28 protein-coding genes and 1 tRNA gene are annotated in these 23,961 nt (G+C 54.2%); 11 read left to right on the top strand and 18 right to left on the bottom strand.

Translation table 11 applies throughout. The features are described 5' to 3' along the window. Positions 1-231: 231 nt before the first annotated feature. From H8K04_19765 to H8K04_19750, 4 genes are all read right to left on the bottom strand, one after another. Positions 232-453, bottom strand: a complete 222-nt coding sequence (locus H8K04_19765) for a hypothetical protein (protein ID UVT15996.1) — start codon at positions 451-453, stop codon at positions 232-234. Between the two features lie 13 nt (positions 454-466). Next, positions 467-808: a hypothetical protein gene (locus H8K04_19760; GenBank protein ID UVT15995.1), complete on the bottom strand. Its 342-nt coding sequence runs from the start codon at positions 806-808 to the stop codon at positions 467-469. A 16-nt stretch (positions 809-824) separates the two neighbouring features. Further along, complete coding sequence (locus tag H8K04_19755; GenBank protein UVT18052.1) at positions 825-1,145, bottom strand: DsrE family protein; 321 nt, start codon at positions 1,143-1,145, stop codon at positions 825-827. Between the two features lie 105 nt (positions 1,146-1,250). Next, positions 1,251-2,513 carry a histidine--tRNA ligase gene (locus tag H8K04_19750; GenBank protein UVT15994.1) on the bottom strand — a complete coding sequence of 421 codons (1,263 nt, stop codon included), beginning with the start codon at positions 2,511-2,513 and terminating at the stop codon, positions 1,251-1,253. Between the two features lie 250 nt (positions 2,514-2,763). Between H8K04_19750 and H8K04_19745 the strand changes: the two genes are divergently transcribed. Together H8K04_19745 and H8K04_19740 are read left to right on the top strand one after the other, a co-directional pair. Continuing rightward, positions 2,764-4,206, top strand: a complete 1,443-nt coding sequence (locus tag H8K04_19745) for an FAD-dependent thymidylate synthase (protein UVT18051.1) — start codon at positions 2,764-2,766, stop codon at positions 4,204-4,206. Positions 4,207-4,213: 7 nt separating this feature from the next. Continuing rightward, a complete protein-coding gene (locus H8K04_19740; protein UVT15993.1) occupies positions 4,214-5,245 on the top strand; it encodes a tetratricopeptide repeat protein in 1,032 nt (343 codons plus the stop codon). A 155-nt stretch (positions 5,246-5,400) separates the two neighbouring features. On the opposite strand, the gene H8K04_19735 is transcribed toward H8K04_19740, so the two are convergent. After that, complete coding sequence (locus tag H8K04_19735; protein ID UVT15992.1) at positions 5,401-5,670, bottom strand: hypothetical protein; 270 nt, start codon at positions 5,668-5,670, stop codon at positions 5,401-5,403. A gap of 219 nt (positions 5,671-5,889) precedes the next feature. Here H8K04_19735 and H8K04_19730 point away from each other — a divergent pair, with 219 nt between their 5' ends. The 4 genes from H8K04_19730 to H8K04_19715 all read left to right on the top strand — a co-directional run bounded on the left by H8K04_19730 (position 5,890) and on the right by H8K04_19715 (position 9,036). Beyond that, entirely contained in the window at positions 5,890-7,344 is a 1,455-nt protein-coding gene (locus H8K04_19730; GenBank protein ID UVT15991.1) for a hypothetical protein, read from the top strand. Between the two features lie 206 nt (positions 7,345-7,550). Then, positions 7,551-7,637: transfer RNA gene (locus tag H8K04_19725), tRNA-Leu, on the top strand. Positions 7,638-7,789: 152 nt separating this feature from the next. After that, positions 7,790-7,996 (top strand): DUF1653 domain-containing protein, encoded by a 207-nt coding sequence (locus H8K04_19720; GenBank protein UVT15990.1) that lies wholly within the window; start codon positions 7,790-7,792, stop codon positions 7,994-7,996. Between the two features lie 713 nt (positions 7,997-8,709). Further along, positions 8,710-9,036 carry a hypothetical protein gene (locus H8K04_19715; protein ID UVT15989.1) on the top strand — a complete coding sequence of 109 codons (327 nt, stop codon included), beginning with the start codon at positions 8,710-8,712 and terminating at the stop codon, positions 9,034-9,036. Positions 9,037-9,769: 733 nt separating this feature from the next. Here H8K04_19715 and H8K04_19710 read toward each other — a convergent pair. The 5 genes from H8K04_19710 to H8K04_19690 all read right to left on the bottom strand — a co-directional run bounded on the left by H8K04_19710 (position 9,770) and on the right by H8K04_19690 (position 12,357). After that, positions 9,770-10,219 carry an Hsp20/alpha crystallin family protein gene (locus H8K04_19710; GenBank protein UVT15988.1) on the bottom strand — a complete coding sequence of 150 codons (450 nt, stop codon included), beginning with the start codon at positions 10,217-10,219 and terminating at the stop codon, positions 9,770-9,772. Positions 10,220-10,667: 448 nt separating this feature from the next. Beyond that, on the bottom strand, positions 10,668-11,201 hold the full coding sequence (locus tag H8K04_19705; protein ID UVT15987.1) for a BON domain-containing protein: 534 nt from the start codon (positions 11,199-11,201) through the stop codon (positions 10,668-10,670). An 84-nt stretch (positions 11,202-11,285) separates the two neighbouring features. Continuing rightward, positions 11,286-11,429: a hypothetical protein gene (locus tag H8K04_19700; protein ID UVT15986.1), complete on the bottom strand. Its 144-nt coding sequence runs from the start codon at positions 11,427-11,429 to the stop codon at positions 11,286-11,288. An 85-nt stretch (positions 11,430-11,514) separates the two neighbouring features. Beyond that, positions 11,515-11,898 (bottom strand): hypothetical protein, encoded by a 384-nt coding sequence (locus H8K04_19695; GenBank protein ID UVT15985.1) that lies wholly within the window; start codon positions 11,896-11,898, stop codon positions 11,515-11,517. 225 nt (positions 11,899-12,123) lie between these two features. Then, positions 12,124-12,357, bottom strand: a complete 234-nt coding sequence (locus H8K04_19690) for an Hsp20/alpha crystallin family protein (protein ID UVT15984.1) — start codon at positions 12,355-12,357, stop codon at positions 12,124-12,126. Positions 12,358-12,772: 415 nt separating this feature from the next. Here H8K04_19690 and H8K04_19685 point away from each other — a divergent pair, with 415 nt between their 5' ends. Then, positions 12,773-14,617: a hypothetical protein gene (locus H8K04_19685; protein UVT15983.1), complete on the top strand. Its 1,845-nt coding sequence runs from the start codon at positions 12,773-12,775 to the stop codon at positions 14,615-14,617. Between the two features lie 1,066 nt (positions 14,618-15,683). Here H8K04_19685 and H8K04_19680 read toward each other — a convergent pair. From H8K04_19680 to H8K04_19650, 7 genes are all read right to left on the bottom strand, one after another. Next, positions 15,684-17,228: a DegQ family serine endoprotease gene (locus tag H8K04_19680; GenBank protein ID UVT15982.1), complete on the bottom strand. Its 1,545-nt coding sequence runs from the start codon at positions 17,226-17,228 to the stop codon at positions 15,684-15,686. A 439-nt stretch (positions 17,229-17,667) separates the two neighbouring features. After that, positions 17,668-18,132, bottom strand: coding sequence for an Hsp20/alpha crystallin family protein (locus H8K04_19675; protein ID UVT15981.1), 465 nt, complete (start codon positions 18,130-18,132; stop codon positions 17,668-17,670). Positions 18,133-18,381: 249 nt separating this feature from the next. Further along, positions 18,382-19,041, bottom strand: a complete 660-nt coding sequence (locus tag H8K04_19670; protein UVT15980.1) for a hypothetical protein — start codon at positions 19,039-19,041, stop codon at positions 18,382-18,384. Beyond that, on the bottom strand, positions 19,010-19,255 hold the full coding sequence (locus tag H8K04_19665; GenBank protein ID UVT15979.1) for a hypothetical protein: 246 nt from the start codon (positions 19,253-19,255) through the stop codon (positions 19,010-19,012). The genes H8K04_19670 and H8K04_19665 overlap by 32 nt, the downstream gene beginning before the upstream one ends. A gap of 49 nt (positions 19,256-19,304) precedes the next feature. Further along, entirely contained in the window at positions 19,305-19,520 is a 216-nt protein-coding gene (locus H8K04_19660; GenBank protein UVT15978.1) for a hypothetical protein, read from the bottom strand. A 66-nt stretch (positions 19,521-19,586) separates the two neighbouring features. Further along, a complete protein-coding gene (locus H8K04_19655; protein UVT15977.1) occupies positions 19,587-19,979 on the bottom strand; it encodes a hypothetical protein in 393 nt (130 codons plus the stop codon). 124 nt (positions 19,980-20,103) lie between these two features. Continuing rightward, positions 20,104-20,538, bottom strand: a complete 435-nt coding sequence (locus tag H8K04_19650) for an Hsp20/alpha crystallin family protein (protein ID UVT15976.1) — start codon at positions 20,536-20,538, stop codon at positions 20,104-20,106. A gap of 690 nt (positions 20,539-21,228) precedes the next feature. Between H8K04_19650 and H8K04_19645 the strand changes: the two genes are divergently transcribed. The 3 genes from H8K04_19645 to H8K04_19635 all read left to right on the top strand — a co-directional run bounded on the left by H8K04_19645 (position 21,229) and on the right by H8K04_19635 (position 22,368). Further along, the gene (locus H8K04_19645) at positions 21,229-21,432 is read left to right on the top strand and encodes a DUF1653 domain-containing protein (protein UVT15975.1); all 204 of its coding nucleotides are present in this window, start codon (positions 21,229-21,231) and stop codon (positions 21,430-21,432) included. Between the two features lie 374 nt (positions 21,433-21,806). Beyond that, entirely contained in the window at positions 21,807-21,965 is a 159-nt protein-coding gene (locus H8K04_19640) for a hypothetical protein (protein ID UVT15974.1), read from the top strand. 82 nt (positions 21,966-22,047) lie between these two features. After that, positions 22,048-22,368, top strand: a complete 321-nt coding sequence (locus H8K04_19635) for a hypothetical protein (protein ID UVT15973.1) — start codon at positions 22,048-22,050, stop codon at positions 22,366-22,368. Positions 22,369-22,599: 231 nt separating this feature from the next. Here the strand turns inward: H8K04_19635 and H8K04_19630 are convergent, their stop codons facing one another. Next, positions 22,600-22,878: a hypothetical protein gene (locus tag H8K04_19630; protein UVT15972.1), complete on the bottom strand. Its 279-nt coding sequence runs from the start codon at positions 22,876-22,878 to the stop codon at positions 22,600-22,602. Between the two features lie 410 nt (positions 22,879-23,288). On the opposite strand from H8K04_19630, the gene H8K04_19625 reads away from it, so the two are divergent. Further along, complete coding sequence (locus H8K04_19625; protein ID UVT15971.1) at positions 23,289-23,651, top strand: response regulator; 363 nt, start codon at positions 23,289-23,291, stop codon at positions 23,649-23,651. The last annotated feature ends 310 nt before the right edge of the window (positions 23,652-23,961 follow it).

Genomic DNA, 23,961 nt, shown 5'->3' with positions numbered 1-23,961 from the left:
TGCACCCTCACCTGTCGAGTCAGGGAGTCCGCCCCACGCGATGCTCATTCCGGCCCTCACAGGCTCTTCACACCTTTCAACGCTTCCATACAGAGTGTATCCCCACCCTTATCCGTTCTTCTGCATCAGAGTTCACGTAACAAAATCAATCGACTACCTCCTATCCTCCATATTCACTCCGTTACTACTATTCCGACGACTCCTAATTTTCTTTATTACTAAACTTCGGAGTCATAGAGTCACAACCTTCTCACTTTTCACCAATACAGCCATCAGTTGCTCGTACGACAATTGCTCCCCGTCTTCTAGAGGGAATTCCTTGGTGGTGCTGACCACCGTTCCCGGAAGAAGGGAGTCCTTGAGGGAAATCATCAGGACAGAACCTTGTTCAGGGCAAAGTGACTGTGAAATCGTATGGAGAGGTGAACGAACCACATACACGACGGATGACATGAGAACGCCTCACTTAAAACACGAGCGCGCAATCCATAGATCGGAGAAGCGCGCTGATAGCTTCGTCTGTTTCATACCGGATATGGAAATGACGGCAGAGTGGTGATCGATCGACTGCGTCGTTCAGAATAAACGGAAGATTCAGGTGTCGGATTGAGGGAAGATACGTTTCGAGAAGATCGACATCGATAATATCATCCATGGGTTCGGTCAGGAGACGAATAGATTCATGAAGGAGCACGACCGATGTCGTATGAGATCCTGATGCAAGGCCAAGGGCAATGCGCAACGCCTCCACGGGCCTATGAGTTTTGCGCGGGTCTTCTTGAATGACGACAGCGATGTTCTTGGCCACAGGAGATTCGATGCTCTCAGGTGAATGAGAGGAATGGCGTACAGGTGTCAATAATCCCGGAAAGAACAACGAGGCCGCAGAGAGACATCTTAGGGTCCAGAGCGTCGGTAGATACGTCATGTTGGCGGCAGCCATAGGCACACACAAAAACACGGGCGCCGGAGTATGCCAAGTCTCGGTACGGTTGGGCGTACATGTTCTTCACGCCTTCATCAATGAGGTAAAGGTAGACGTCGTGACCAGCCTCGATGGCTGCCTGGGCAAGTCGAGTGACCGTCGTGGCACTTTCGTCCGACGGAGGCAAGGCCAAGAGGAAACCAATTTTACGCTTCACGATGTGAATCCACAGGAATTTATATTAAATATTCAGTGGGTTACAGAATTTATGGACGAGCAGAGACTAAGAGTTTTTGAGGGGAAAGTCAACCTGAAAAACCGAGCGTTATGAGCCGAGGACAAAGGGGTGAATTTCTCGGGAGAGAGTTGAAATACCGAGTTCATGCTGTGTTTTCGTGACCATGTTACGGAGGACGGCGGTTCCTTTGGCCACTTCATCGTCTCCGAGGATAAGAGCAAATCGGCAGCCGAGACGATCGGCTTGACGCAAGTGAGCCTTCAACGTCGAGGACCGAAAGTCCGAGACTGCCTGCATTCCAGCGAGACGCAGTTCCTCAAGCGCTGAGAGGCCAGCGACAGCTCCGAGAGTACCGAACCCCGCGACATACACAGCCGCATGCTCCGGAAGAGCTTTCATCGCAGACTCAGGCAGCAACATCCCAATCCGTTCCAGACCGACGGCGAAACCCACTGCCGGTGTAGGAGGCCCTCCGAGAGTCTCAACGAGACCATCGTAGCGTCCGCCCGCCCCTACGGCGTTCTGTGCACCCAGATTTGTTGCGGTGACCTCGAACGTCGTAAGGTTGTAATAATCAAGCCCGCGAACGAGCCGATGGTTCAAGGAATAGGGTATCTTGATGGTATCGAGACCGGCCAAGACCCGCGAGAAGTAAGAACGGGCCGCCTCTGAAAGCGAGTCGGCCAGCCGGGGAGCCGTCTCCGTTATTGCGCGGCACTCGGGAACTTTGCAATCGAGAACCCGGAGCGGATTAGCCTCAATACGGTGTCGGCAATTTGCACAGAGACCGGATTCATGTTGTTTGAGGTATTCAACGAGGTGGGGCCGATACACATCTCGATCACTGGTATACCCGAGGTTGTTGATTTCCAGCGTCAGACTAGGGAGATCAAGTTCACAGAGAATTCGCCACAGAAGGGAAATGACCTCCACATCAGCGCGTGGATCGGCCATCCCCAGCGACTCCACGCCGAACTGATGGAATTGGCGGAGGCGCCCTGCTTGAGGCCTCTCGTGCCGAAACATCGGCCCGAAGTAGAAGTACTTTTGTGGGACCGGAACTGCCGGGCGGTTGTGCTCGATATAGGCGCGAACAGTTCCGGCGGTCCCTTCAGGGCGCAGCGTCAGCGATGTGCCGTCGCGATCCTGGAAGGTGTACATTTCTTTCTCAACGATGTCCGTCGATGCCCCGATGCTCCGTGCGAATAGGGTTGTGACCTCAAAGATCGGAATGCGGATTTCATGAAACCCATACCGCTCCGCCCATCGTCTGGCGGTCTCTTCGATGAGATGCCAACGGGGTGTGTCCTCCGGCAACAGATCCTTGACGCCTTTGATGCCTTTGATCATGAGCTTTGGATGAGATAAAACGTGTGGGTACTCACCATGAAGAATCGTGTACACCAACTCGTGTTGTGCCGGTCTCGGCGGACTATAACGGCGCTTTCTGTGGCAAGTCAACGGACCGAGCTTGCACGACTCTGAATCGAGCGGTATAGTGCGCGGCTTACATAAAATGCAGCATGTGGATGCGTTCTCGTCGTAGAACAGACGTATGAGTCAAGACCGAACCAGTCGCCGGGTAGTTGCCATCGCCCCGATGCCGCCGGAACCGTCTGCCTATGCGCTCGCCCGATACAGTCGCTCCCCCGATTCAATAGAAAACAGCATCAAGTGGGTCCATGGCCACTCGTCCGAAAAATTCTGGGAACAGTTTTACTTCGATTACGGGCACGCCTCCATTGCCGACCTGGGTCATGTGACTATTTGCTTTGAGGACATTTCGGAACTCGCCGCCATTCGGTTGGAAGATGAACCGCTGTGGGACGGTCAAGCGAAATCCAGCCGGTATCAGAATTTTTCGTCCAACCGATGGTTTGTGCCCGATCAGATTCGAGGCAGCGAAACGGAAGCCGTGTACGAGGGGATTCTTCGAAGCCTCTCCGAGGTCTATCGTTTGCTGCATGATCCGCTGACGCGATTCCTGGCTGAACGGGAGCCACGCCCTGAGTCGATGAAGCCTGCAGACTACGAGCGGACCATTGCAGCCAGAGCGTTCGACGTGACGCGGTATTTACTACCCCTTGCTGCCAAGACCAACGTCGGCCAAGTCGTCAGCATCCGGACGTTGGAAAAGCAGATTACACGGTTGTTGTCTTCTCAGCTTCCGGAATTGCGGGCAATCGGTGAGGATTTGAAAGAGGCCTGTCACCGTCCGCCGGTGAATCTGTGGGGCGAATTATCCGGCCAATCGCCCGGTCAAGCGGACCCCTTGGCACCCACACTGGCGCGACATGCCAAGGCCAGCCAGTACCAGGAATCGGTGTATACGGACTTGGCCCGCCATGCTCGTGAAGCGTTGCGCCCAGCGGGACTTGACCAACCGGATGCCTGGGGGACGGTCGTACCGGTCGATTTGATCGAACCACACCATCCTCTCGACGAGCTCGTCACGACGCTTCTCTACCGGGTCGCGCAAGCCCCGTACCGGAAAATACTCGAGGTGGTCAAAGAATGGACGGATCGACAGAAGCAAGCGACCATCGAGGTCGCAACCAAACAGCGAGGCCCCTACGATGAACTCATCAAGGAGTTTCGCAGCGGCTACGCATTCACGTTCGATATCCTGATGGACATCGGGGCGTGGCGGGATATGCATCGCCACCGCCGCTGCCAGCAAGTGCAACAGAACTTCACGACCGTCCATGGCTACGATGTTCCGCCGCCGCTTGTCGAAGCGGGGTTGGATCTGGAATACCGCCAAGCGATGGATGCCGTGCGTCACGACATCGAGTTACTCAGGAAAAAGGATCAAGAAGCGTCGCTCTATGCGATTCCGTTCGGCTTCAAAGTGCGGTGTGTGTTCAAAATGGACTATGCTGAAGCCGAATACATCAGCAAGCTGCGATCCGGCGTCAAAGGCCACTGGTCGTACCGGACGGTCGCGTGGCAGATGAAACAACAGCTCACTCAACGATTCCCCTTCCTCGGTGAACAGATTCGCGCGACATCGCCCGATATCGAAGACACACTGACCCGATAAGAATCCTATGGGCACTCACCAGCAGAACTGTGAGGCGGCCATGATCGCCGGCGCATGGGACACCTTATTCGCCGAGTCGCTGGCCTGGAGCCGGGACTCCGAGGGATCCAAGGACCCACGTCCTCTCTTTGCGCGAAATGTCGTGTATCTCGTGCAGGGCCGGTTTGCCGACGCCTGGAAAACCCATGCGCTCTGCCTCGAAGCCCAGCAGGACATTACGGCCGTGGGGAATTGGGTGAAGGAGCTGCTCGACCGGAATGCGGACTGCGGCTACGCCCATTTAATCAGGGGCCTGTTTCTCGCGCAGTCCGGTCAATCCGAACAGTCCATGCAACCATATATGGAAGCCGCACGGTTGCTTTCGCGATCAGCGTCTCCTCATTACTTTCTCGCACAGATTCACGAACGCGCCGGTCATCTTGAAATGGCGGTCAAGGAGTACCGCGAAGCCATCCGTCTCGCCCCGGACTTTGCTCCGGCCCGGATGAATCTGGGTGTCGCGTACCAAGATCAAGGCCGATTGGAAATGGCGATCAAAGAATACCGTGAGGTGATCAAACTCAACCCGAACGATTCCGCGGCGCATTCGAACCTCGCGTGTGCGCTGGCAGAACAGGGGAAGGTAGAACCGGCGGTACAATCCTACAAGACCGCCTTGAAACTCAATCCACAGGATGCCGAAGTGCACTTTGCGCTGGGCGGACTCTACGAAACGCGCGGGCGCCTGGACTTGGCGCAAAAGAGCTATCAAGATGCGCTCAATGCCGATCCGGACTTTGGCGCCGCCCATTCCGCTCTCGGGTGGCTCGCGTTAGGCAAGCAACGACTTCAAGAAGCCGCGGACATTTTTAGCCGGGCGCTCAAGTGCAATGAAGAGGATGCGCGAGCCTATCACGGGATCGCCGAGATCTACGCGCTCCGCGGCAAACGCCAGAGCGCGATGGAGAACTATACCAAGGCGTTGAAATTCTATCGCGATCCGGAAAAACGGAATCAGATCATGAATCAGCTGTTCCAGGAAGGCCAGGTGGGGGATTGAAGATCGGGACCAATCGAGTAGGTCCTTTGCTCGCGGAGCCCCCACGGTGAAGCGGTGGTCGCTCGACGCGCGCAGTCAGGCCCCACTCGATTGGTCCCATCAGGGTTGGAAGAGTGAACAGGAATTCTACGAGTACGTTTCACAAGGGAGGAGATCTACAACTCTCGGATGGCGCCTTGCAGCACGGTGATCTGTGTAACCGGATCGCCCGTCGCTTTCAATTCATTTCGGATTTGATCCTTCAAGTAGGACGAATACCCAACGCGGTCGATGAGGAGATCCAGAAATCGTTCGGCCGGCAACAGGCTCTGCCCTTTGAGTTCTTCCACAGTATCGTCACTCACAGGCACGTAGGTGCTGCCGATGTGAAAGACGACATTGTAATAGCGCCCCTTGCCGATCCGCTCGAACCGCAACCCCTTCACAAATTCCTCCTCAGCCCGATGTGGAAAACCAGCCAGTTCTCTTCTCGCATCGCGGAACGGCGTGTTTCCTCCTGCCAGCCCATAGAAAGGGGTTCATTTTAGACGTGTTTTGGTCGTGAAGACAAGGGCAACCTCGAGTCTCTGGCGGTAGACAGCTCTCTTGCCGGACATTTATCATGACGTTCCCTTCTGTTGAATATGCCGGTAAAGGGAGTCGTCATGACGGCAAGAGAACTTATCGAATTGTGGGTTACCCGGCTTGAACACGAACAGGTCCACCTCGCCGAAACAGAGCGTGATGCTCCTTTCGTGGGGTCGCAGGGCCGCCTGGTTCACACGATCGGCGGACTCCATCTGTACGAGTTTGTCGTACCGTCTGACGTCACGCTGGGTGTGGATCTTCCTGTGGCCGTTGTTCCGACTGATGAAGCAGAAACCACAGAAGGAATCATGCTCCGGCAAACAGGCGAACGCATCCTTGTTCAGCTGATCGATCCCCTCGGAAGCGAAGTCCCCTCCGCCACCCTCGTTCCGGATCAGGCCGGTCTTATCAGTACGTCGGCGGCCCGACTGAAAGAGATTCTGGCGAAGCCCGACCAGTATCACCTTGGACCAACCGAGCGGTTGACAGCCCTGCTGCAAATGCAAGACATCGGTGCCGAAGCATTTCTTTCCCGCACATCTGTTTTCACGGCAATGTGGTCGGATGACCGGTCACTGCGTCGTCAGCAACTTGGGAAATTGGCCACGGAACTGATTCGCGGCAATAAGCGCATACTCTTGATCAGTCCGGATCATGACGAGTGCGATGAGGTTGTCGGCATGGTCGCGCGGACTATGAACGCCGGCGGGCTCAACTACAGAACGTGGATGACTCGATATGAACTCCCGATTGCCTCGCGAACCGGAGGCATCGATCTTCATGAATTGGGGTTCGAAGCACAGATGCAGCGGTTCTATGCCAAATCACAGGCCGACAAAGCCTCGCTGAAACATACATACGAACGCTTTCGAGAGCTGACCCCTCTGCTGGCCCAGAAAGAAGCGAAGCAGAAAGATTTGGACGAAGTTCGCTCCTTGGAATGGCGCCTCGTGACACAATTTAGGGAGCTGCAAGTCAGAATGGCCGATGTTGAGACCACGCTCAAGGAATTCGAAAATCTGCCGCTGTTACAGCGACTGGGCATGCAGGCGGTGGGGAAGAATGCGGGATCACTTACGCAGTACCGTGCGCTGTATCAGAGCAAGATGAACCAACTGAACGACGAACTCGATGTCGCGAAAGGTCGCATTCAGCAGCTAGTTCCGGAGGCGTCCGTCCCTCGAGGAACGCGTGCCGAGTTTGGCGAACTGAAGGAGCACATCACGAAATTGGGTGGAACGAAAAAGGTCCGTGAGTTGCTGGCTGCTGAAGCAAGCCCGAACCGTCAGGCCTTCCTTCAGAACCGGAGACTGGTCGCGGCCACTCCCGCTCGAGTCGCGAGCGACCCCTTGTTCAGTCGGGTGCGCTTCGATGTCCTCATCGTCGATGAGGCTCCGAGGATTGCGGCATCCTCGCTGCTCGCTGCTGCCGGTCTGGCTCACGAACGCATTATCGTCAGCGGCGATCCACGCGACATCACGGGCACGGGGCCATGGGCCATTTCCCAAACAGCTGCTCGTGCCGCACCGTGAACTGTCTTGACGGCACTTGCTTGACGCGAGCGATGAAAATTCAGGATAATCCGGCTCCCCTTGCTGTATTTACTCTCAGGGATGTTCAAAAAGGACGTTCAGCAAGGCCCGAGCGGAGCGAAAAGGCGAAGCGTACTCTGTGCCGGTACGTTGAGCCTTTGAGGTTCGTGAGAACGAAGCTGGCGGGCTTTTTCAACATCCCTAATGCCGAAGTGGCGGAACTGGCAGACGCACTAGATTCAGGGTCTAGCGCCCGCAAGGGTGTCCGGGTTCAAATCCCGGCTTCGGCACCACCCCTCTCTCCCACCTTCTATACGGGGTTTCAGCGTTATCTGGCCATTATCTTGACACCAGTGAACACCCCTTCAGGGGTCGTTTTGGGCTCAATTGTCACGTAACTGTCACGTGAACATGCAGGCGTCCAACTTACGAGGAGCAGGCGATCATGGTCTCACCCGGCATCTATCGACACCATAAAGGTCAGGACTATGAAGTTTTGGGAGTCGCCAGGCATTCAGAAACGGAGGAGGAGTTCGTCGTGTACCGGGCGTTGTACGGCGAGCGAGGGCTCTGGATAAGACCGGTTGCCATGTTTACTGAGAGCGTCGATAAAGGGGGCGTTTCCATTCCACGCTTTTCGCGAGTAGATTAGGAAGCAGCATTTGGCCAATAAGCCACGAAGCGAAGCACATGTGAACTGCTTGGCCGTATTGCAGTCAATGTCCTTATCCATTGAATGCCCTATCTGTAAGCATGGAAAGAGATGAAGACGATCCGCTTAAGTCATACGGACAATCAGACAGATGAGTTACTAAAGCATCTTCAAAACAGGGTCTTTCATGTCACAAGCTTGTCCGCATCCCTCTAGTTTTGCGTATAGCATAGGCCAAGAAACCCGCTTCGGAGCCGAACAGGATAAGTGCCCCGGGCAAGGGAACAGCTGTGAGGGCTAACGAGGTAATTTCTCCGCGGACGAACTGTCCACCGGGTGAAAATCTAGATGCCAAGACGTCTGCACTAGAGACGCGATGCTCGGAGGTGACGTTGGCAATCCATCATTGGAGAACATTCCTGTTTTCTCAAATTGAAAATAGAATTGATCGTTCGTCAGACCGTTCAGCGTCGGGCTGGACAAATTAGCGACAATCGCTACATCGTAGCGGTCGAAATCGGATCTGGCTGATTGGAAATCGTCATGACGATTCATAGGACATCGTATCGCCAGTCTTTCAGAGTCGTCCTAACTCCATTATTCGAGGGGTTCCTTTTGAGGGAGTAAATTGATTCCTCTCAATCCCCCACCCATACATTCATCTTTCTTCTTTGGTAAGCTGACCGTAGCATCCAGTTTGCCGAGAGGTTCTTATGCTGTACATGTTAATACTGACGACGCTCTTGCTCACGGTTGACGCTCAAGCGCAATGGGCAGATCATCACGGGAGCAGTTTCGGTCCCCGGCGCAGCGATGCCACCCCCAAGACTGGCTATGGGTACCGCAACCGCGATGGGACGACGAATTACGCGCCGATCGTGCCGAGGCATGGCGAGATTGCGGCGACGCCACCACCTCGTGCTAGTCCACTCCGGTCCCCTCCCCCTCGCGCATCCGATCCGCCATACCAGATGCTCCAGGAGCGCAGCCCTGAACACGATTGCCACAGCAATTCTATTTCCTCGGATCGTGTACGGTAACCACCCTGTTAGGTTCCCGCATGCGCTTTGCTACCGCTTTCACCTTGCGCTATCAAAAAGAAAGCTCCGTCCTCTTTCAAGAACGGAGCTTAGCGAACAGCGCAATTTTTACATTATGTCTTCGTAGCGTTTCCGCTACCGATTCATAATGTTTCCACTGCGCTATTCTGATATCAGACTAGCGTCTTCAGGTCTCGGTCGGTACTGGGAGACCCCCTAATGTCGTCCCGACTAAGGCGTGAATCGTCAACGGGGCATTCCCCTCTACTCGATCATTGACGATGACATAGGCTTGCCGCTTCTCTGCTACCGCTTTATTCACCAGCTCCCCCCGTATACCCGCCGCATCTCCTTGTTGTACGGCTCAGTTCGTTTTTCGTGGATTCATAAGACAGCACCTCCCCGGATTCAGGATTCTCTGAGAAAGGAACGTGGGTCAGATTTGCTGGTGATCGGAACTTCCCCAGAGTGCAAGGCACAGGGCAGCGAGGAGGTATGTTACCTCTATAGCGATTAAGAACAAGTTAGAGTCATACCACACGTTCACCATGACAATTTCATTCAAAAGGAGTGCAAGAAATAACATCACGAACCCTAGCAAATTGAACCAGTGCAGGCCCATGACCGCCTCCTTGTGGATATCGCGACTCCATTGACTACAAGCAAACCCCCACTGGCACGAAGCACACCTCTCCCCAGTGGTCTTCAGCGCTCCATGCATCCGCTCAGCGGGTTACGCCACCTTGACTTCGATGGCCTTCGGTTTCGCCTTCTCCGACTTCGGCAGATGGAGATTCAACACGCCATCCTTGAACTCGGCTCGCACCTGATCCACTTCAATCACATCGGGCAAGGCGAAGGTCCGGGCAAAGCTGCCGTAGGATCGTTCAATGCGATGGAACTTCTTCCCCTTCTCTTCCTGTTCGTGCTTGCGCTGGCCTTGAATGGTGAGCACACCATCTTCGAGCGTGATCTTCACGTCCTCCTTCTTTACATCCGGAATTTCGGCCTTGATCTGATACTCCCCTTCGGTCTCACTGATATCAACAGGCGGCGTCCAATCCGCTACGATCATGGTTTCTTTACCATTCGACGGTCGCTCTGTAGGGCGCGCAAACAATCGGTTCAACCGATCTGACACCTCCTCCAACTCTCGAAATGGGTCCCATCGTACGAGTGCCATAGTACCCTCCTTTCGGTCAGTCCTGGTTACCTATCAGGTTAGCTGCGCTGGTGCGGCGCCGATCCAACTGGATGGCGCGTAGATAAATCGAGCGATGGGGAAGTCAAGGGTAGATACATGCAGGAATTACCCTTGGTCGATGGGCGCACGAGGCCGATTGTTCTCGCCAGAAGTGGGCTTAGGGTAGACTGCTCTCGACCAAGCGGCTACCGATCATGTCCATACCTAATAGCATCTCACGCCGAGGGGATGGGGCTGGGAAATTGGTCCTCTAACCAACCGCTCCCTTCTAGAATCCCGCCATCCAACGATCGCATTGAAACGTGGGCCAACCGAAACCACGCAGGACATCCAGTTTGTTCGCGCACAAAAAGCATAGGCGCTGAATTGGATCTCTCCAGGCGAGTGAGACGAAAGCTTGCCCACTCGCCTGCGATAACTGTTGAGGTTAGCCTTTTTGCTGAGTCTTCGTCACTGTCATCTCCGATACGTCCACATCCACCACGCCACGAATTTTCTCCAGATCGTTGACCAAACTCACAAGGCCGGCATGGTGCTCGATCTTTCCCTTGAGTTTGATCACACCCTTCTCGATGCTGTATTCGACTTGATCGAGATCGACAAACGGCGCCCATTTCAAGTAAGCCATGACATCCTTTTCGAGGTCTCTGTCAGGTCGAGGTTCCCCCACGACCTTCAGCAGGTTCGCAATTGACACAACGCCCGACACAGTCCGCGCCGTCTTATATGCCAGGCGGCTGTGCAGCGGCTTCTCCACAGTTCCCTTAAGCACCACATCCCCTTCATGGACCAGCACAGTGATCGTATTCGTTTTGTTGTCTCTCAGGGCCGGAACGGATCTCAGCGCCGCCTCAATCGACTTGCGGATCATTTCATCTTTGACCACGGGTGGCACGACGGTGATTTCATTGTGCAGCTGACGGACGCCCACAATAGTTCCGCTCACCAGCGCTTCGGCCAAACCCGTACTCTCCAAATCCGGCACAGTCCCGGTCAAGTTGGCCAGGCCGTGGTCGACGTTGACCTGAATATTCTTCGCATCGATTCAACCATCTGAGGCCAAACGTTCTCGGATTGCCGATTCAATCTGTAGGTCCGTGGTTTTCGTCACATCGCCCACAAAACCGACCAGCCAGGTCGATAAGACAACCAGGATCACTGCCACCACCCCATTCAGTTTTCGGTTCATAGCATTCTCCTCTAGCTCAATGCCTCGAGAGGGAAGCTCCTTTGGCGGGAGCTTTCCCGATAACGGCGATACCGCTTAACAAAAGTCAGTCGAAGAGAGAACGTTTGAGGTCGGCAAGGTACTCTCTCAGGGGAGCAAAAATTGCCTTTGCAGATTTGCCAGCCTTCGTCTTATCTTCAATTTGTTCAATTTCCGCATAGAACTTCTTGTAATCTTCTTTTGTCCCATACCCCAAAAGTTCGGATAGCTTCAGTTGTTCCCGGGCCTCCTCGAGTAATTTCGCAAGGGTCGTGCTCTCTTCGTCGGTGCGCGTGTCTTTCTGAGCCAGCTCTTCCGCCTTGGCCAACTTCTCCTCCGCCCGTATGAGCGGTAAGGACATGATATGTTCGGACACGACCAGTGTATTGAGCGCCGCCTGCAGTGCCTCTTTCGCCTCATCAATGTTCCCCTTGTCAATCAGAGGCGTCACGGCCGCAATCGCCGCAGGATCTTAGCAAAACGAAGTCAAGAGGAGGGTGAACTGGGAGCGGCTGATAACATTGTACGTATTTATGGGTTTCAGACCAGATATGAATATGTCGGTTATCCATCGAAGGAAAAAACTGTCCTGTGGGAATCACAACACAACACAGGAACGGCCCGTCCTGCAGGACGGGCCGTTGGCTGCAGAATGCAATTGTTGGGAGCGCTTTCGTTATGCCGCTTTCACATCGATGGTTTTGGCTTGGGAGTGTTTCGGTAAGTGAACGTATAGCATCCCATCCCTAAATTCCGCCTTCACGAGTGCCACCTCGACCGAATCCGGGAGCGTAAAGCTCCGGAGAAAGCGTCCGTACGCCCGTTCAAGGCGATGAAATCGACGTCCGGAGCCCTTGGGCTCTTCCCTCCGCTCGCCTTGGAGGAAAAGCACCTTATTATCGACGGTCACCCGTATATCCCGTTTGTTCACCTCCGGCCGGATTGGGGCACATGGCGATGCGGATACCGTGCCGTTGCTGGAAAGAGTCCCAACGGATCCAGTACATTCCCAGACCCATTTCTATGACCTTGACCGGAGGATAGAGGTGGACCGAGGCATGAAGGGCCTCGCCCCTATTGACTTTTCTTCAGAAAGAATTATTGGCACGAGTGTTCCGCAGAGTCGTTATTCTTTTGATGATGATCACAAGGTCAATTCAGACGCAAGGAGGACGAGGTTATGGCGTTGATGACCACGCTCAACGAATAATTCCTTGGAAACGCCAATCATTCGAAGCACATAAAGTGTGATGACTTCATGAGATGTTTCATTGAAACTGCGACAACTCTCTTCCAATCTAGAAGACTTCAATAGGAGGTCGACCATGTACAGCCTATGGCCGTGGGTGAAGTGCCGAGTGCGAGTGGGAACAGTCATGCTTGTGCTTGGGGCAGCGGGGTTCATTTGCAGCACTGCCATCGACATGACTTATGCAGGAGATATGGCTCTACCGCCAGGCGTCGCGGCCGCGGATATTGAATACAACGGCCGCATTGCAGTCAATGGGGAACCAACCACGGTAAAAATTGCCACTCCGAATAAGAACGGCTTGCTGGTCTTCGACGGCACAGCCGGCCAGCGGATCAATATCGGCTTCAGCGGTGTCACACTCACACAGTTTTACGTTTCAGTCTATAAGCCTGATGGCGGGGTGATGCCCAGACATGTCTCCGCAGTGAAGAACTATTATGCGACGATGGGCGAGCGGCCAGTCTCCTCCCTGACAACAGTGCATACCTCCATGCCAGCGTACCAGTTTTCAACTGATTCGGCGGCCACGATCTCTTCCAGCGAGATGAACGGCGCAAGCGTCGATCTTGAAGAATTGCCGGTGACCGGAACCTATACAATATTCATCGACCCGCTCAGTACGTATACGGGGAGTTTCAAGATCACGGTTTCAAGCGAATTGGGTGGGGACATCACCCCTCACGGTGCGACGGTGCCGGTCAACATCGGCCGTATCGGGCAGAAGGCCCGCTATACATTCTCGGGACAAAGTGGCCAATCGGTGAGTTTGCAGTTGAGTGAGGTGACAATCCGAAGCGGATATGTCTCTATCGTTGGTCCGGATGGAAAGTTGTTAGGCAAGCCGATCTCGTTTGTCTCTGCGGGTGGTGGCACTATGATTCCGGGACAGGTTCTTCCGGCTTCCGGAACCTATGCTGTCCTGATTGAATCGGACCTGAGTTATACCGGAAAGCTCAAGCTCGCGCTGTATAACGCTCCAGAGCTGACCGGTACCATCGCAGTGGACCAAGGAGCCGTGACCCCGAACCTGACGGTGCCGGGTCAACGGGCACGCTATACATTTAACGGGACGGAGGGGCAATGGGTGAATCTCGGTCTGACCGGGGTGTCAATTCCTATGACTGCTGTGTCCATCCTGAGACCGGATGGCACCAAGTGGGAAGCGACCACCGTTGGTCCAAGTGGCGGCAGTCTTGATCCGTTGACGGCTCTCCCAGCGACAGGGACGTATACCATTGCGGTTGAGCCGGTTAGTAACTACACCGGCAGTATGACCCTCGCCCTTTCTTCTCCCGTCACGGGTACGATCGCCATCGATGGAGCCTCAGTGCCGGTCAGCCTGAACAAGGCGGGCCAGACGGCGCGGTACACGTTCAATGGCAACGCCGGACAATGGGTGAATCTCGGGCTGACGGGGGTGAGTATTACATCCACCGCGGTCACGCTTCTGACATCCGATGGGACCATTCTTGCCTCAACGGCTGTGGGTACGGCGGGCGGGGGCCTCGCAGATCAAAATCCTTTGCCGGCCACCGGCACGTATACGGTTCTCGTTGACCCTGTCGGCAGTTACACCGGTAAAATAACCTTGACTCTTTCGAGCGAGGTTTCGGATTCGCTCAAGGTGAATGCGGCTCCCAGGCCGATCACGGTCAGCCGCGCGGGCCAGAATGGGCGCTACACGTTTACCGGTACCGCGAATCAACAGGCCACGATCAAGGTCACGAACAATAACCTCGGCAGCGTGACCGTCAATCTCTATAGCCCGAATGGTATCCTGCAAGCTGGGATGACGAGTTCAGCATCGAGCTTTACCCTCAACCCGGTGACCCTGGCTTCAGCAGAACCATACACAGTGACCATCAATCCTGCGATGACTGAAACGGGGAGCATTCACCTGCAGGTGAGTAGCCAATAGCATCGGAGCTTCCGCAGGGGCGATGACCTCGCCCCTGCGGAAACCGTGGAGACATCATACACGCTAGTTTCAACCACAGTTGGCCGCTGCCGAACGAAGAGAGGAGCTTGATCGGGCAGTTTGCAAAGCTCATGGCAATTGATGCCGGCTATCATTTCTGAGAAAAGCGGAATGCGATGGATACGCGGCCTCGGTTTCAGTCAGTTCGTGAAGGGCTTTCTATTACGCTGCGACCAAGACGGTACAAGACATTCCTAGGAGTAAAACGTTCTAGTCCTAGCTAGTTACCGATATCCCTCCTTTTTGTCCTGTTGTTACATAGCCTATATAGAAGCCGTTGCCAGTGCCGGTGGTGTGTGCGCCGCTCAATGACTAGAAGGCAATTCTTCGTACGAAAAGCGAAGATAAGTCGATTGGCTAGGGGGCCATGCTGGTCTTGCGCCGGATAGGTATCGCTTTACCGGTAAACCACGGGATGCGGGTGGTGTCTGGCAGTGGCTTGAGGGCGGGCTTTGCAATATGAACGGCAGTTTCTGGCGAACGTGGGCGCTTGCCTTTTGGAAGGGGCTTATTCCGGTTATTGAAAGCCATAACTTCATTATATCAAAAACCCATGGCAGATATGCGTACATTTCCCTCTCACATACCTTCCAACTGGGATCACCAAATGCGCCATGACGCTAAAGCCGTCAGAAGCGACGGACAAACGCTAGGACAACCCCAGTCAGGGTGATGGCTGATTCAGAGCCCGAGTTGTCTGCGCGTGATGTGAGGCCCCCAAGACGGTCTTTTGCTCGATCTTAAGCTTAATTCGGGCACCCATTGTCGGCAATGTGAGAGGCTCTTTGGCCTTGGAGAACCAACCATGAGCCATATGATCAAAGACGTACAGCAGAACCGCTCGATACGAAAACAGCGGTCACCTCAGGATGACCGTTATGTGTTACTCACATTGACCCGGAAAAAATCAATCTCGTGAAACGCATCAGGGCACAACTCCAGAATGGAGGCACGGACCGTCAGCGCAACCTTGCCCGGTTGTTGAAGCCCTTTTCCCTAGGCGACACTAACGAAGTGTTAGGTAAATTGTTCGGCCTTGGCGTTTCAGCAAGAGCAAGACCGCTTGGTCCTTTGGTAACTTGCCACTGATCTGCCCAAAGGCCTTCGCCGACGTCACCGCCTGGCGGTTTACTTCCAGGATGATATCGCCCTCTCGGACACCCACTTCCTCAGCCGCACTCCCGGGCCGCACCCCGACAATGACGACGCCTCGTTCACTTGACTTCAAGCCATATCGACTAGCCAATTGTTCGGTCAGATCGCGAACCTCAAGACCGGACAGTGCTCCAGTGGGCGTGGCTGATTCGCCGTCGTCCTCCGCGTTTTGTGATAAGGATTTGGCTTGCTCCAAGATCGTGAGCTCCACTGCCTTCGGCTTCTTATCTCGAATGAACTTAATCGTGACTTTTTTCCCCACCGGTGTCTGCGCCACCGCATTGCGAAGATGCGTCGGGGAATCCATCGGTTTGCCATCGTATTCCACGATGACGTCGGCTCGCTCCAATCCGGCTTTCTTCGCGGGGCTCTCGTCCATGACATCACTGACCAGCACGCCCTTTGTCTCCGTGACACCGAATTGAGACGCCAATTGCGGTGTCAGCTCCTGAATAGATACCCCAAGCCACCCGCGAACAACTTTTCCTGTTTGTACGAGCTGTCCCATGATGGACTGCGCCATGTTGCTGGGCACGGCAAATCCGATCCCCATGTTTCCGCCGCTCTGGCTGAATATTGCCGTGTTGATCCCAACCAGCTCGCCCCGCACATTGACCAAAGCCCCGCCGGAGTTACCGGGGTTGATGGCTGCATCCGTTTGGATGAAATCTTCGTATTCGGCGATACCTGCGGCCCGCCCAAGAGCGCTGACGATTCCCAGGGTCACAGTCTGTGTCAGGCCAAACGGATTTCCCACGGCAAGAACAAACTCCCCGACCTCCAGTTTGTCAGAATCGGCCCAGGACACGGTTGGAAGCCCCGCCGCATCGATCTTGACGACGGCCACATCTGTCTTTGGATCGGTGCCGATCAGCTTCGCCTTGAATTCGCGTTTATCTGACAGGATGACACGGATTTCATTCGCCTTGCCCACCACATGATTATTGGTGATGATGAGTCCGTTAGAGTCGACGATCACGCCAGACCCAAGTCCTCCTTCTTTTCGTTCCTTCGGTTGTTCAAATTTCCGGGGAAACTCGTCGCCGAAAAACTTTCTAAACAAGGGGTCGTCAAACGGCACGGGCCCCGACCCTTGGGAACGACCGCTTTTGCTGGCGTAGATATTCACCACCGCCGGTTTCACCGACTTTGCAATGTCCACGAATGTTTGATTGCCGCCGCCCAGCACGGGCTGAGGGACGGTCGAGACGGGTTTGGCAATGGGAGGAGGCTGAACTAGAGAGGAGACGTCGGAAACTGCGTGTCCGGTAGGCAACCAGCCAAGGTCCGAAGCAATCACAAATCCAATCATGATCCCAGTCGTCAACAATATTACGGCCACAAGCCAACTTCTGGGTCCGCGAGGGGGTTTGCGGTCAAAATCTGTTTGATACATGACGTCAACTCCTGGCACTGTGAGTCTGTATGAGTGCCCCACATTTCGCCGCCTGATGAGTGAAATGAAGGCACGTGAAATACAGTCAGTACTGCAAATGGCGCACCCGGACTGGCCCTAAGCGATTGTTTTGCGCAGTGGCGTGAGAGCGTGTCCCTTTCATTTTGGAGAGGGCTCGTAAGCGATGTGTGCCGCATAGCACTCATTCCCGAGATACATCCGTGTCACGCATTTGTTCATAATGCTCAGCAAAGCGAAGTCAAGAGGACGGCGCACTGGAGCAGCTGACAGCATTGTACGTATTTAGGATTGGCAGACTGGATATGAATGTGTCGGTATGCGTCAAAAGACACAAGCGTCCTCAGAACACAATAAAGATACGGCCCGTCTTACTAGACGGGCCGTATCTGTGGATGGCAGTGCGTTGGCAGGAGCCTCGTTATGCCGCTTTCACATCAATGGCTTTGATTTGGGCATGAGCCGATTTCGGCAAGTGGACGTATAGCATCCCATCCCTAAATTCCGCCTTCACGCGCGCCACCTCGACCGAATCCGGAAGCGTAAAGCTCCGGAGAAAGCGTCCGTACGCCCGTTCGAGGCGATGGATCTGATGTCCGGGGCCCTTGGGCTCTTCCCTCCGCTCGCCTTGGAGGAAAAGGACCTTGTTGTCGACTGTCACACGGATGTCCCTTTTGTTCACCTCCGGTACTTCTACTTTGAGGTAATACTCGGCGTCTGTTTCGAGGACGTCCACGGAAGGATACCAATCCGGGATCGTCATCATTTCCTTGCCATCCATCTGATGAGTTTCAGTCTGTTGGTTTCTAGAATGTGACAAGAAACGGTTCAGTCGCTCCGAAATCCCTTCGAGCTCACGGAGCGGATTCCAATGTGCCAGCTTCACACATTGACCTCCTTTCATTCCACTCTCGGGCCTTCGTGACTGAATTGCCGTGCCGAGAGCTTACGAGGCCATAAATAATTTCGACCTGCCCTGAGTCAACTCCCTTGACGAGATCGATAGGGTTTCAGCTGAGGTAGTAGTGTGACACGAACGTGGGCGGAGCCCCCCTCTCACGAGCGAATGGGAGAATAGGCAACGCGTCAGGCGATACCCTCGCCGGTTTTCCCATCAATCCTATTCGATAGACGACTATGGAGATTCCTTTGCCTTACTGTCCTCATACAGAGTAAGGTTGAGAAGTCCGTCCAATGTCTGTTGCCTGGCGCGTTGTTCCACTAACACCGCGATATCGAAGAGACTCCGTTCATCCTCAATATTCACGAGCCGGCGCATTTCGGACTGGAAGCTGTGGAAGGTGCGATCAAAGGCCTCACGATCGCGTACACATGCCCCTTCCGCCTTCTGATCATGAGGAAACTCCTCCATGTGCTGCTGGAACCGGACGACCGCCCTCTCTTTCGAAGCGAGCAATCTCAGCAGCTGGTTTTGCCAGAGCGCCAGTCGGACCGTTTGGGTGGCCTCGTCAGGAATGACGGGGATGGCGATGAGACCAAACACGTCGCCCTCGAGCGCCGCATGCCCCACCGTGAGGTCTCGTTGACAGACCGTGACGAGAAGAGGCGCGAGCAATTGATTCCTTTTCTTTCGGATGGAACGATAGGCTGGAAGCAACAGGGGGCTTACTACGACGGTATCGTAAGACACGCTCTCGAACTTATGAGCGAGTTCCTCGGCGGAGGCACACGTGCCGATGGCGATATCGAGCATGTGGTCGAACAGCGTACAAGAGAGACTGTTGATCGTGCCATAGTCGTGTTCAGCTATCAGAACCGATCGTATGAGCCTCATACGTCACCAGAATGGCCTGATCGCCCACTCCTTTTGCCGTGCCATCCGGCGGCGCCTCGAGCACTGCCGGGGCCTCGTCGGCGGAGAGTGCCAGCGTGCTATTCTCATTGTTATAAGCCGTCACAGTATGAATAGAGCCGTTATGAAAGGGGCCACAATAAGCCAGGTTGCAATAAGTCTGTAGAGGAATTTCATGGTCAGCCACCTCCTTCATATATCTGCCCCAGATTGTTCAGTCGCTCTTCTCTACCATGCTCCAAATACTACATATGCGTGCGCTCTAAACGAGACATCGCCATCTGCTTGTTTTGTATTCCAGGAGTGGGCAATGGAATAGGGACTCTCAGCGTTTCTTGTCGGCGGTACTGCTCCTGATCCTGCTCAAAGATTTGCTGGAGCTCGCGATCTGTGATCGTCAAGATCAAATCATAGAACTCGCGCCCTTGGTCTAGTTTATGAGACTGAGCCAAGACCGACATGGTGCTATCGTCTTGCCAGACCGTCTTCTTCACGGAGGCGATATTGGGTCCAGCGTCATAGTCTGTCTACGCTGCCACTGCGGGCTCCCCATAGGCCTCCTGTAGTCTTTGGCGTAGCTCTTTGAACCCACCGGGCACCGCATCATAGTTGTAATGAATAGCCAATTCTCGGAGAGGGTCATTGTAGAAGCGATATTCCACGCGTTGGACGGCGTGATCCTTTGATGGAATTACCATGGTACGTTGAGCGGGATTACGTCGATTCAGGGACACTCCTTTTGCATCAGGCACAACACGGGTAAGCTCAGACAACGTCATCCCCAACCGAGCGCCTTGAAATGAACGGGGAAGCACAGTTTCCCTTGTATCGCCTTGGGCGGCCAAGCCTGGCCCCGCCAAGGTCCCCAGTAACAGACCAACCATCAACATCATGCCTAACGCGACGGATTTCACTTGCATGGCAATATCCTCCTTTCTTCGCCTCATTAGGCCCCTTTAGGACGGTTGCATGACTGCCGCCTGTTTGGTCCCGCCGGCGCCTGAATCCAGGATCGCCGGCGAGGACGAGTACGTGTCACAATCTTTATCCACACTCGATCATGATCGGGCGTGGTTTTGCCTGTTCCCGCTTCGGGAAGGTAATCGTTAACAGTCCCTGCTTATATGAGGCCATCGATTTCTCATGGTCCGCATACTCAGGCAGGTTGAATACACAGGAGAACGCACCGGCTCCGATCCCTTGCATGTACCATCGTCTCCCCTCAGACTCGTTGCGCTTCCGTTCCCCTTTTACTCGCAGTATGTTGTGTTCGACCTGCACCGAGATCTGATTCGCCTCCAAGCCCGGAAGCGCCATCTGAACGGTGAACCCCTCGTCGTTCTCAAAAATATTGCAGGCTGGATTCCAGGACTGCGACCACCCATTCACAGATTGGATGGCGTCCTCCAGAAGATGATCAATTTGTGACTCGACCGATCGGTTAGGGAACAAGACAGGCAGTTGGTTTTCCCAAGACATAGCCCCACCTCCTGTAAATGTATAACAATGAAGGTAAGGAACGCGTGAAGGGCCGGAGTACACCGCTATAACAGCTGGCCAGATAGGGCACCCTTCACCACGTCCGTCCAGTCCAGCATGTCAACTGCGCTTTAAATAATCTCAAACTTTTAGAAGTCAAGACCGCAGATATCAGACAAAAGCCTGTCACGATTGGTCGGGGCGAGTGAGGGGCAAAAGGTTGAAGGCGGGGGCTAGTTCTAGGAGGGAGAGCGCTGGATATAAATGGCTAGTCGTAGAGGACTCCATGTGGCGCCCCCTAGCTGCCGCTGAAGGCCCGGGTAGGTCTTCTGCCAGGGGGACTGTCAAATAACTGTCGAGTGGATACCCTATCCTGCTGTTTCCTGCCGTATTCTCCTGTCTCAAGAAAGCTGCTCAATACAGGGGAAAATGCAACAGTGCGACACGGTGAGCAACAGGAGGAGAGAAGCTGCGCTCCCTTCAGGGTCTAGCGCCCTCACGGGTGTCCGGGTTCAAATCCCGGCTTCGGCACCACCGCACGATCCACGCGACTGCCAAATGGTTTTCTGCTTTTCAGGGGCCTCATTGGCTACCCCCTGAGAGCACCCGCTTGGGTATAGTCTTGGGCTCAATTGTCACGTAACTGTCACGTGAACATGCAGGTGTTCCCACTACGAGGCGCAGGCAATCATGGTCTCACCCGGCATCTACCGCCACCATGGCCAAGACTATGAAGTTTTGGGAGTCGCCAGGCATTCAGAAACGGAGGAGGAGTTCGTCGTGTACCGGGCGTTGTACGGCGAGCGAGGGCTCTGGATAAGACCGGTTGCCATGTTTACTGAGAGCGTCGATAAAGGGGGCGTTTCCATTCCACGCTTTTCGCGAGTAGATTAGACAACGGAGCTTGGGGGGTAGAGGTCGCTCCTGTTGACTGTCTCTGAAATTGGGAGTACTCTTAACAGGTTATACTCTCCTCACACATCTTGCCGACGACTCCTGGATGGCCTACCGCCGACACCTTGTGAGAAAGGCGGTGCCTCTATGTTCGTGTTTACCGATCCTCCCTCTTCCCTGCGGATGGAACTTCAAGAATTCATCCGTTCCTGCGAAAACCTTCTGTCCTCTACGGTCTTCCCTTTCAATGTGCCGTTAGCACCAGATGAACGGCCTGTCGTTGAATATTACGTGGAAGAACTGAAGACATACCTTCTCTCACCCCAGCGTCACTAACCAACGCTGTGATGCAGCACCCTGTGACGAGGCACGCGATGTCTGATTACCGGCAGAGTATTCGTGAGCGTCTCATGGTCAGCAAGCAGCTGCTCGAAACGGGAGACCTCTCAAATGTCGAAGCGGAGTCCTTGAGGAAAAAGATCGAAGGCCTATCTGCTCTGCTTGGTGAAGAAGGGACCAACGCAGAGCGATGACCGCTGCAGGAATAGCCCTGGTGTGATGGTTCTCCGGATTCTATGGTTCTTTGGATGAATGATGGGAGTGCAGGAAACGAGAATGCTGGACTATAAGCATCGCAGGATCGAGTTGTTGCCGAGACGGCAAGCTGATGGGACCTGGCATTGCGAGTATCGCATTATTGAATTCCGACACGTCTGCTGGGGGTACCACAATGGACGCACCAGCGGCGTCTTTCCTTCCCGTGAGAACGCCACCGCGGCAGCGCTGGAGGAGGCGAAGCACATCGTGGATTCAATCGAACCACCTGCACAATTTCCGTTGTCTCAGCCTGCGTCGATGATCGGAACGTATGGCGACAGGGTGCGAAAGCTGACTTACTCTTTCGTTCAATCCTGGATCAGAGGGGGCGCATTGTAGACTGCCACAATACCGTCATCTCGATGTATTTTCCGACAACTGCGGACGGGAGTTGTTCAACTATTCTCCATACACATCCATCGCCTCCATCGGGCAAACCGAAATTAACCTGTGGCTGGTGCTCCAGGAATGGTGGTAACCGTGCTATGTGCTGCTCAATCACGTTCGCAATGTGAAGAGGTTCCGCCCGTTGGTGTTGGAATCGGCGGTGATCGTCGGAATCCCAGCCGTTTACATGATGCGGTCCGCCAAGGTGTTGACGAACTGGGATTGACCCTCCTCCTGGAAGACCTTCGTCGGATCTTCAGGAAGCCGTTCGGCTGGTTTTGAGGGAAGCCGGATTTTGCTTACACCGACATCCCATGTTCTATGAAGACCGCGCTCCCACTCACGCACCCATGCTCGAATCGATTCATGCGTCGCTGTTGTCGCGCGCTGTATCTCGCTGATGGATCGCCCATCCTTCCATAGACGAAAACACTCCTTTTTTGAGTTGTCTCTCTGCGGCATGCTACCTCCTAGAGTGTCGGGTCCTTGCTCAATCCACTGATTGCAAGTAACTGAAAACTAATATCCGAGATCTCCTGACGATATCGTGAATGGGCAGACTCGAGCGTCGGCAGGCGGATGCCCATTTTCAGAGCCTTGCGATCGGCCTCACCGTATTGGAGGAGATGTCCAAATAAAATGTATTCGTACTCATGCTGATTGAGGGTTTAGAAAAAGACGGAAGGGCGCGCAAATCAAGACGCACAACCCGTTTATAACAATAGATAGGAATCAATAGCAATATCCTGGGAACCCGCGGTCTTCTGTTGCTCTTCTGTCTCTTAAATCGGGCTTTTCATTGAAACTCTGTCTATTTCACGTACACTCCGACAGACTGATTTTTCAGTGATGGTGTATGTCCAAGGGGGAGTATGGCCACGATATTGGTGATTGATGATGAGGCTCCCATTCGCACATTGTTATCGACGGCTCTTCAATCGGCAGGCCATGAGGCGGTGGAAGCGTCCAACGGGCGCGAGGGGGTCGCCTTATATCGACAGAGCCCGGTGGATTTGGTCATCGTCGATATTCTGATGCCTGAGTTGAATGGACTCGATACCATCATGGAACTCACTCGTGAATTCCTGAATGTCAAAGTCATCGCTGTCTCCGGCATGGTCGGTGATCAGTCCATGCTCAGTACCGCCAGGCTGTTGGGTGCACGACAGACGTTGCGCAAGCCCTTTGGAATAGATGAACTGTTATGGGCGGTCCGGTATGAATTGGCGCACTAAGCCTCTGGCTCAAAAAGGACGGTCAAGTGTGGCAGGATGGTCAGACGGAGAACATTTTTTGGACACGTTCCTTCTGTCGGCTATTGGAAGGAACATGTGGCCCATAATTCTATGGTAGAGGCTCAGAAACGATACAAACCTATCTGATCATCCAGCATCACGCGCTACGCGTCTTCCGCTGAATCACCGACACCGATCGTTCGGCCCTGTCACGTAAGGGGGCCGTTTAGACCCCTTCCGTCTTCATACCTCCGATGCGGCGACTGGCATAGCTTCTGCACTACAGGATCACGGAGACTTCTCTTATGGA

This window comes from Nitrospira sp. (genome assembly GCA_024760525.1).
GTDB lineage: Bacteria > Nitrospirota > Nitrospiria > Nitrospirales > Nitrospiraceae > Nitrospira_D.
This window is presented reverse-complemented; position numbering and strand designations above follow the sequence as displayed.

Excerpts from the sequence above, each read along its gene's own strand:
- H8K04_19765 (UVT15996.1), bottom strand. The coding sequence starts at position 453 with ATGTCATCCGTCGTGTATGTGGTTCGTTCACCTCTCCATACGATTTCA.
- H8K04_19750 (UVT15994.1), bottom strand. The coding sequence starts at position 2,513 with ATGATCAAAGGCATCAAAGGCGTCAAGGATCTGTTGCCGGAGGACACA.
- H8K04_19745 (UVT18051.1), top strand. The coding sequence starts at position 2,764 with ATGCCGCCGGAACCGTCTGCCTATGCGCTCGCCCGATACAGTCGCTCC.
- H8K04_19740 (UVT15993.1), top strand. The coding sequence starts at position 4,214 with ATGGGCACTCACCAGCAGAACTGTGAGGCGGCCATGATCGCCGGCGCA.
- H8K04_19730 (UVT15991.1), top strand. The coding sequence starts at position 5,890 with ATGACGGCAAGAGAACTTATCGAATTGTGGGTTACCCGGCTTGAACAC.
- H8K04_19720 (UVT15990.1), top strand. The coding sequence starts at position 7,790 with ATGGTCTCACCCGGCATCTATCGACACCATAAAGGTCAGGACTATGAA.
- H8K04_19715 (UVT15989.1), top strand. The coding sequence starts at position 8,710 with ATGCTGTACATGTTAATACTGACGACGCTCTTGCTCACGGTTGACGCT.
- H8K04_19710 (UVT15988.1), bottom strand. The coding sequence starts at position 10,219 with ATGGCACTCGTACGATGGGACCCATTTCGAGAGTTGGAGGAGGTGTCA.
- H8K04_19700 (UVT15986.1), bottom strand. The coding sequence starts at position 11,429 with ATGAACCGAAAACTGAATGGGGTGGTGGCAGTGATCCTGGTTGTCTTA.
- H8K04_19685 (UVT15983.1), top strand. The coding sequence starts at position 12,773 with ATGTACAGCCTATGGCCGTGGGTGAAGTGCCGAGTGCGAGTGGGAACA.
- H8K04_19680 (UVT15982.1), bottom strand. The coding sequence starts at position 17,228 with ATGTATCAAACAGATTTTGACCGCAAACCCCCTCGCGGACCCAGAAGT.
- H8K04_19670 (UVT15980.1), bottom strand. The coding sequence starts at position 19,041 with ATGAGGCTCATACGATCGGTTCTGATAGCTGAACACGACTATGGCACG.
- H8K04_19665 (UVT15979.1), bottom strand. The coding sequence starts at position 19,255 with ATGAAGGAGGTGGCTGACCATGAAATTCCTCTACAGACTTATTGCAAC.
- H8K04_19660 (UVT15978.1), bottom strand. The coding sequence starts at position 19,520 with ATGTCGGTCTTGGCTCAGTCTCATAAACTAGACCAAGGGCGCGAGTTC.
- H8K04_19655 (UVT15977.1), bottom strand. The coding sequence starts at position 19,979 with ATGCAAGTGAAATCCGTCGCGTTAGGCATGATGTTGATGGTTGGTCTG.
- H8K04_19650 (UVT15976.1), bottom strand. The coding sequence starts at position 20,538 with ATGTCTTGGGAAAACCAACTGCCTGTCTTGTTCCCTAACCGATCGGTC.
- H8K04_19645 (UVT15975.1), top strand. The coding sequence starts at position 21,229 with ATGGTCTCACCCGGCATCTACCGCCACCATGGCCAAGACTATGAAGTT.
- H8K04_19640 (UVT15974.1), top strand. The coding sequence starts at position 21,807 with ATGTCTGATTACCGGCAGAGTATTCGTGAGCGTCTCATGGTCAGCAAG.
- H8K04_19635 (UVT15973.1), top strand. The coding sequence starts at position 22,048 with ATGCTGGACTATAAGCATCGCAGGATCGAGTTGTTGCCGAGACGGCAA.
- H8K04_19630 (UVT15972.1), bottom strand. The coding sequence starts at position 22,878 with ATGCCGCAGAGAGACAACTCAAAAAAGGAGTGTTTTCGTCTATGGAAG.
- H8K04_19625 (UVT15971.1), top strand. The coding sequence starts at position 23,289 with ATGGCCACGATATTGGTGATTGATGATGAGGCTCCCATTCGCACATTG.